At 45.0% G+C, this 7,366-nt stretch carries 6 protein-coding genes; 1 reads left to right on the forward strand and 5 read right to left on the reverse strand.

Annotation, left to right across the window (positions count from 1 at the left end):
* Window positions 1-214: 214 nt before the first annotated feature.
* Window positions 215-835 (reverse strand): ribonuclease HII, encoded by a 621-nt coding sequence (gene rnhB, locus Q4B82_RS08965; RefSeq protein WP_303066117.1) that lies wholly within the window; start codon window positions 833-835, stop codon window positions 215-217.
* A gap of 188 nt (window positions 836-1,023) precedes the next feature.
* Here rnhB and Q4B82_RS08970 point away from each other — a divergent pair, with 188 nt between their 5' ends.
* Window positions 1,024-1,929 carry an ABC transporter substrate-binding protein gene (locus Q4B82_RS08970; protein WP_303066118.1) on the forward strand — a complete coding sequence of 302 codons (906 nt, stop codon included), beginning with the start codon at window positions 1,024-1,026 and terminating at the stop codon, window positions 1,927-1,929.
* A gap of 423 nt (window positions 1,930-2,352) precedes the next feature.
* Here Q4B82_RS08970 and lpxB read toward each other — a convergent pair whose 3' ends face one another.
* The 4 genes from lpxB to yegQ form a co-directional block, all read right to left on the reverse strand.
* The gene (lpxB, locus tag Q4B82_RS08975; RefSeq protein ID WP_303066119.1) at window positions 2,353-3,504 is read right to left on the reverse strand and encodes a lipid-A-disaccharide synthase; all 1,152 of its coding nucleotides are present in this window, start codon (window positions 3,502-3,504) and stop codon (window positions 2,353-2,355) included.
* Window positions 3,505-3,652: 148 nt separating this feature from the next.
* A complete protein-coding gene (locus Q4B82_RS08980) occupies window positions 3,653-4,624 on the reverse strand; it encodes a peptide ABC transporter ATP-binding protein (protein WP_303066120.1) in 972 nt (323 codons plus the stop codon).
* Entirely contained in the window at window positions 4,621-5,622 is a 1,002-nt protein-coding gene (locus tag Q4B82_RS08985; protein WP_303066121.1) for an ABC transporter ATP-binding protein, read from the reverse strand. Before Q4B82_RS08985 ends, Q4B82_RS08980 begins: the two co-directional genes overlap by 4 nt.
* Before the next feature lie 445 nt (window positions 5,623-6,067).
* The coding region (gene yegQ, locus Q4B82_RS08990; protein WP_303066122.1) for a tRNA 5-hydroxyuridine modification protein YegQ at window positions 6,068-7,366 on the reverse strand (1,299 nt) is incomplete at its 5' end.

Below are 7,366 nucleotides of genomic sequence, written 5' to 3' on the forward strand. Positions count from 1 at the left end.
CAAATTTTTCCTTAGCCATGAGCTAAATTCCTTATAAAGAACAAGTTAAAAGAACAGTATTGGGATATACCTAACACAAAAACAGGGCGATGAATTAATTGCCACCACCCTAAAATCAATCATGAATTGGTAATTATGACTTGTTTTCACAAAAAAATCAAGCAAATTGATTGATTTGGTGTGTTTCAGGCTGCCTGAAACACAATATACACCATCATGCCTGCTGTTTTTCCTGCAACAAAATCGCTTTCACGGGCGCAAAATCTTGACGGTGTTCAGGCAACACACCATATTGCTGCAAAGCAGCCAAATGCGCCGCTGTACCATAACCCTTATGCTTATCAAAACCATATTGGGGAAAACGCGCATGCAACGCATACATTTCCGCATCGCGTGCGGTTTTCGCCAAAATAGATGCAGCCGCAATTTGGGCAATTTGGGCATCGCCTTTGATGACCGCTTGAGCAGACACACCCAGATCAGGTGGTATGCGGTTGCCATCTACCCACACCTTTTCAGGCAACCTATTTAAACCCTGCACGGCGCGGCGCATGGCAAGCATGGTGGCATGCAAAATATTCAACTGTGTAATCTCGGCAGGACTGGCATAAGCCACACACCAAGCCCTTGCCTGCTGCTTAATCAACACTGCCAAAACATCGCGCTTTTTTTCGGTTAATTTTTTGGAATCGTTTAAACTGGGCAAATCAAAATGTTCAGGCAGCATTACGGCTGCTGCAAACACGCTACCCACCAAGCAACCACGCCCCGCTTCATCTACACCAGCGTGATTTACCCCAATCAAAGGCTTCAATGTCCAACCGTTCATTTTCATATTTATGTCTCAATCACAATTTCATCACCAATCCATAAGGTTTTTCAGGCAGCCCAAGCTCAATTTTGACTGTTTCCATACAATAATTTACAATATTTTAACAAAATTACCATCTCTTTTGAAAGCCATTCAATAATCTTTCAAACCAACTTTCCCCACCTCTTAATTTAAAACATGGAAACCACATCATGAAAATCAAACTTCTGGCAGCTTGCTTGCTCTCGTGCTTGACCATCGCCGCCTGTTCGCAGTCCGACACCACCAAACAACAAGAAACCCAAACCATTGCGGCATCTTCCACCCATGTTGCCAATACCGCCACAGCTGAAGCGGTGAACCACAACCCCGACTGGCCCAGCTACCTTGCTACTACCGATGCCACAAACGCACCATATGAATTACACGATACCAAAGGTGGCATAATTGGTTTTGATGCAGATTTAATCCAAGCCATTGCAAAACAAGAGCAATTTAATGTACAAATTATCTCACAACCTTGGGACGGCATCTTCAAATCTTTAAACAGCAATCAAAATCACATTTTGATTGCCCCTTTAACCATCACACCTGAACGCAGTGAACAGGTAACATTTACCATTCCTTATATTTATCCCACCCGTACAGCCTATTTGCTGCCTGAAACCGCAGAACGTTTGGGCATACGCGATTATGCCGATTTACCCAAAGCCAGCAGCATTGCCGCCAAAGGCAAAACCACCAATGTTAGCTCATTGGAAGCTGATTTTGGTGCAGAAAACCTGAAAATCAAAGGAATGGATTCCCAATATTTGGCGTTTGCCGACATGATACGCAAACAAAGTGATGTGGCTTTTGGTGATACCGCCGTTTTGCAATACCATGCCACATCGGTAAAAGACACCAATTTTGTCAAAATTGAACAACCTTTAAAAATACCTGTAGAAGCAGGTTTTGCGGTGAAAAAAGGCAATACGGAATTGGCTGCCAAACTTAATTCAGGCTTGAAAAAAGTGGTTGTCAATGGCGAATACCGCCGCATTGCAATTAAATGGTTTGGCGAAGATTTGGGTAACAAAATTGCCAACACCACAGAAGCACATATGAAAATCAAATAAACCATACAAAACAATCTACTAAAATACGACAACGCCGAAATTCATCTTTGGCGTTGTCGTATTGGGTTTTGATGGTCAAAATGTATTGCTGCACAGTGTGGTACTCACACCCTTTTTTCAGGCTGCCTGAAACAAAGTTCTGCGTAGCAAAAATCAATAATCAGTATACTAAACGATGGATGCAAGTACCCACACTGCATCAAATTTTAATTTAAAACAAATTATATGTGTCGTTGAATTGAAAAAGTACTACGGCGTTGCCAACACCCTGATGTACTACTGTACACAGCCCTCTCTGTCGCCTTGTATTGCTTTTTCACTTTTACGAATATCATGGTCGTTAAAATCAGAATTTAAAAATCCATATTCACAAGATTGATAGATGCGTTTTTATTGCAAAATCATGCAAATACAAGGTGAATTTTAATTAACCACAATCTGCGCCAAAACCGCATCAGCTGCCAGTTTATCTGTGTCTTGTAACAACATTTCATGCAGCTGTCTGAAATCCTGTTCCAATTGGGCAATTTTTTCAGGCTGCCTGTACCAGTCCAACAGTGCCGCTGCCAATTTTTCGGGTGTGGCATCATGTTGCAATAATTCGGGTACAACGGATTTGTTCAACAAAATATTTGGTAAACCCACATAAGGCACTTTGATTTTGTGTCTGACCAAATGGTAAGTGAGCGGCGAAATTTTGTAGCTGATGACCATCGGGCGTTTGCACAATGCCACTTCTAACGTGGCTGTGCCACTGGTTACCAACACCACATCAGCAGCAGTACACGCCAAATCGGTTTTGGCTGCCTGTAAACGAATGGGCAGTTTTTCAAATTCAGGTTGCGCCAAATGATGTTGTAAACGGCTGCGTGTGGCAGCAGTTGGATAAGGTACGATAAATTGGGCATCGGGTAATTCGCGCAACAGCAGTTGTATGGTGCGAAAAAAAGTCGGCGCCATATAATCAATTTCGCTGACACGACTGCCTGGCAACACAGCAAACACAGGCACATTTTCAGGCAGCTTTAAGCGTTCGCGTGCCACCATTTTATCAGCATTTATTGGTAATTTTTGTGCCAAAGGGTGTCCCACAAACAAGGCTTGTCCACCTGCCGCTTGGTACAAAGGGGCTTCCATAGGAAATAAACACAAAACTTGATTCACTTGTTGCACAATGGTTTTTACACGCCCTTGTTTCCATGCCCAAACGGACGGCGAAACATAATGCACGGTCGGTATGCCAGCAGATTTGAGTTGAGCAGCAACACCCAAATTGAAATCAGGTGCATCAATACCCACAAACACATTGGGGCGAATGTGCAACAATTTTGCCACCAATTCACGACGGATTTTCAGAATTTCAGGCAGCCTTTTGATGACTTCCACATAGCCACGCACCGCCAACTTTTCTTGGTCAAACAGACTTTGACAGCCTGCGGCAATCATCAAGGGACCACCAATACCAATGAATTGAGCATCGGGGCGTTGCTTTTTAATGGCTTCAATCAAATGTGCGCCGAGCAAATCACCCGATGCTTCACCTGCACACAGGGCAATGGTTAAAGTTAAGTTCATTTTTCATACCAGCAATCAGGCTGAAATCTTTGTTCAACCCCATTCAACACCGTCATTAACATTCAAGAATAAAAGATATTGTGGATTAAACAAAAGTTTCAGGCTGCCTGAAAGGCATGGTCTCTGCGTTCAGGCAGCCTATTTGTTTTTACGCGTCAATCTCTTCCAATCGCAAACATGCCACTTTTCGTCCTTGCCACTCGCGCAATTCAGGTTCGGTTTGGGCGCATTGCGCGTTGGCATGGGGGCAACGCTGATGCAAAGCACAACCCGTTGGCGGATTCAGCGGACTGGGTAATTCGCCTTCCAAAGTCAATTTAGTTTTGTGTCCGTTTACGCTGGGGGCAGCGGAAAGCAAGGCTTGCGTGTAAGGGTGTTGTGGCGCATCAAACAAAGCATCACGGCTGCCGTGTTCCACCACTTTGCCCAAATACATTACCACCACTTCATCGGCAACGTGTTGTACCACCGACAAATTATGCGAAATAAACACATAAGCCGTGTGAAATTCGTCTTGCAAATCCATAAACAAATTCAACACTTGCGCTTGAATGGACACGTCCAAAGCGGAAGTCGGTTCGTCTGCCACCACGATTTTCGGATTCAACATCATCGCCCTTGCCAAAGCAATACGCTGACGTTGCCCACCCGAAAACATATGCGGATAACGCTGGGCATGTTCAGGACGCAAACCGACTTTTTTCATCATTTCCACCACTTTTTCGTGTTTTTCGGCACGAGATAATTTGGTATGAATGGTTAAAGGTTCGGCTAATTGGTATTCAATGGTTTGACGCGGATTTAAACTGCCATACGGATTTTGAAACACCATCTGAATTTCGGTACGCAAATGTTTTAATTGCGATTTGCTTAATTTGGCGGTTGGCGCGTTGTTGATGAACAATTCGCCTGAACTGGGCGGTTCAATCAAGGTTAATTGCCGTGCCAAAGTGGATTTGCCACAACCCGATTCACCCACAATCGCCAATGTTTTGCCTGCCTGCAAAGTAAACGACACGCCGTTTAAGGCTTTGACGTATTTTTTTGCTTTGCCTAAACCTTGTGAAACAGGATAATATCTTGCCAAGTTTTTGGCTTCTAAAACAATGTTTTCACTCATGCGTTTTCTCCTGTGGTTGTGGCTGTTCGGCTTGGAGTTTGCGTGTGTATGCAACGAACCATGCCGCGTTCGTGTGATTGAACAGGCGGCGGCGTATGGCAACGCTCTTTCACATACGGACAACGCGGCGACAACAAACAGCCCTGTGGTCGGTCGTATTGACTCGGCACAACACCTGGCAAACTGTGCAAGCGTTTCTGCCCAATGGACAATTCAGGAATCGCCGCCAACAAAGCCTGCGTATAAGGGTGAGCGGGATTTTGGAAAATATACGGAACGTGATTGGTTTCAATTACTTGCCCTGCATACATCACGGCAACATCACGTGCATTTTCCGCCACCAAGCCCAAATCATGCGTAATCAAAATCATCGCCATGTTTTTTTCAGCTTGCAATTTCGCCAGTAAAGCCATAATTTGCGCCTGAACCGTAACGTCCAAAGCCGTAGTTGGCTCGTCCGCAATCAACAATTTCGGCTCACACGCAATCGCCATCGCAATCATCACGCGCTGACTCATGCCTCCCGAAAGCTGGTGTGGGTAGACTTTCAGGCGGTTTTTCGCATCTGGAATTTCCACCAATTCCAATAATTCCAACACACGCTTTCTCGCCGCATCACCTTTCAAACCCAAATACGCTTTCAACACTTCCGTGATTTGCGTTTCAATCGTGAAACTGGGGTTCAAACTCGTCATCGCGTCTTGGAAAATCATGGAAATGTCTTTACCGATGATGTCGCGTTTTTGCTTGGCGGCCATGGTTTGCAAATCTTTATTGTCAAACAAAATCTTGTCCGCTGTAATGGTCGCTGAACTGGGCAACAAACCCATCAGGGCCATCATCGTAACCGATTTGCCCGAACCCGATTCGCCTACCACCGCCAAAACCTGACCCTGATTGAGTCGAAACGAAACATTGTCCACCGCACGAAACGCACGTTCGCCCTTACCAAAAGTAACGGCTAAATTATCAATTTGCAAAAGAGAGGTTGTGTTCATTTTTGTGTTGTTTCCTTTTTTCAGGCTGCCTGAACATCATTTTGATGTGTTTCAGACTGCTTTTCAGTACACGGTAATTGGGCGAACCTTAAATAAAGTAAGTGCGTCATGCACACCTTACATGAATTGAGTCGTATATTGAAAGGCAGCCTGAAAAACAATCATATCATTTACGCCACAGATTTTCATGTACATTCTGATGTTGCTGATAATTCAATTGTAAGGCACGTTGTTGGATTTGCTGAACACGGTCGGCAGTTTCGGGGGGAACTGAACCACGCTAGGCGATTCCCGCCGTATTCCTGCTCAATTTGTGTGAGTACGGCGAATAAATCGTGTGCACCTTGTGTGTTGCCATTTAAAAGAAATTATTGCTTTATTAAAAAGCAGTTTAAAAAGTGAATAGAAAACGTAGGGTGCGCCATGCGCACCCTACATTTGGGTTTTACCCATTCTGAATCACACGCGCCACCAAAGCCTTATCGCGTCCGTGCATATTCGGGATTTGCACCTGAATGCCATTGCCAGCCGCCACATCGGTTTCCACGCCTTTGCGTTTCATTTTGTCCAACACAATCAATTGGTTGCCACTTGGGTGGATAATCTCCAAAGTATCGCCCACCGAAAATTTGTTTTTCACATCAATGGTCGCCCAGCCTTCTGCGTCAATTTCGGTAATTTGTCCAACAAACTGGCTTTGTTTCGCAATGGAATGTCCGTACAAATAATTTTGGTATTCCTGCGTTTGGTGGCGTTCCAAAAAGCCCGATGTGTAACCGCGATTTGCCAAGCCTTCCAATTCGGCTAACAGGCTGTAATCAAATGGTTTTCCTGCCACCGCGTCATCAATCGCTTTGCGATAAGCCTGCGCCACACGCGCCACATAGTAAACCGACTTGGTGCGCCCTTCCACTTTCAGGCTGTCCACGCCAATTTCAGCCAGCTTTGCCACTTGCTCAATCGCGCGTAAGTCTTTGGAATTCATGATGTAAGTGCCGTGTTCGTCTTCCATAATCGGCATGAGTTCGTTGGGGCGATTGGCTTCTTCAATCAAGAAAACTTTATCGGCATAGGGGTGGCGTTTTTGACCGTTAATGCCTTCAAATGCCGAGTTTGCATCTTCTTGCGCTTGATGAAAATTGAATCCTTTCAACAATTTGGCATCGCCCATTTCGTCCGTTTCCGTGTCGTGGACTTTGTAATCCCAACGGCAAGAATTGGTGCAAGTGCCTTGATTGGGGTCGCGGTGATTGAAATAACCCGATAATAAACAACGACCTGAATAAGCAATGCACAACGCGCCATGCACAAACACTTCCAATTCAATATCGGGGCATTGTTGGCGGATTTCGGCAATTTCTTCCAAACTCAATTCGCGCGACAAAATAATGCGTTCCACGCCAATGTTTTGCCAAAATTTCACGCCCCAATAATTGGTGGTGTTGGCTTGCACGGAAAGATGAATGGGCATTTCGGGATAATGTTCGCGCATCATCATGATTAAGCCTGCGTCTGCCATAATCATGGCATCGGGTTTCATGGCAACCAGTGGCGCGATGTCGTTCATAAACGTTTTCAGTTTGGAATTGTGCGGAATGGTGTTCACGGTTAGGAAAAACTTTTTGCCACGCGCGTGGGCTTCGCTGATGCCTTGTTGTAAAACGTCCAGTTTGGCAAATTCATTGTTACGCGCGCGCAAAGAATAGCGTGGCGAACCTGCGTAAACCGCGTCTGCGCCAAAATC

This window comes from Alysiella sp., from assembly GCF_030525755.1.
GTDB lineage: Bacteria > Pseudomonadota > Gammaproteobacteria > Burkholderiales > Neisseriaceae > Simonsiella.

What these genes read in the sequence shown, in the direction of transcription:
- Q4B82_RS08980 (WP_303066120.1), bottom strand. Translation starts at nt 4,624, where the DNA reads ATGAGTGAAAACATTGTTTTAGAAGCCAAAAACTTGGCAAGATATTAT.
- rnhB (WP_303066117.1), bottom strand. Translation starts at nt 835, where the DNA reads ATGAAAATGAACGGTTGGACATTGAAGCCTTTGATTGGGGTAAATCAC.
- Q4B82_RS08970 (WP_303066118.1), top strand. Translation starts at nt 1,024, where the DNA reads ATGAAAATCAAACTTCTGGCAGCTTGCTTGCTCTCGTGCTTGACCATC.
- lpxB (WP_303066119.1), bottom strand. Translation starts at nt 3,504, where the DNA reads ATGAACTTAACTTTAACCATTGCCCTGTGTGCAGGTGAAGCATCGGGT.
- Q4B82_RS08985 (WP_303066121.1), bottom strand. Translation starts at nt 5,622, where the DNA reads ATGAACACAACCTCTCTTTTGCAAATTGATAATTTAGCCGTTACTTTT.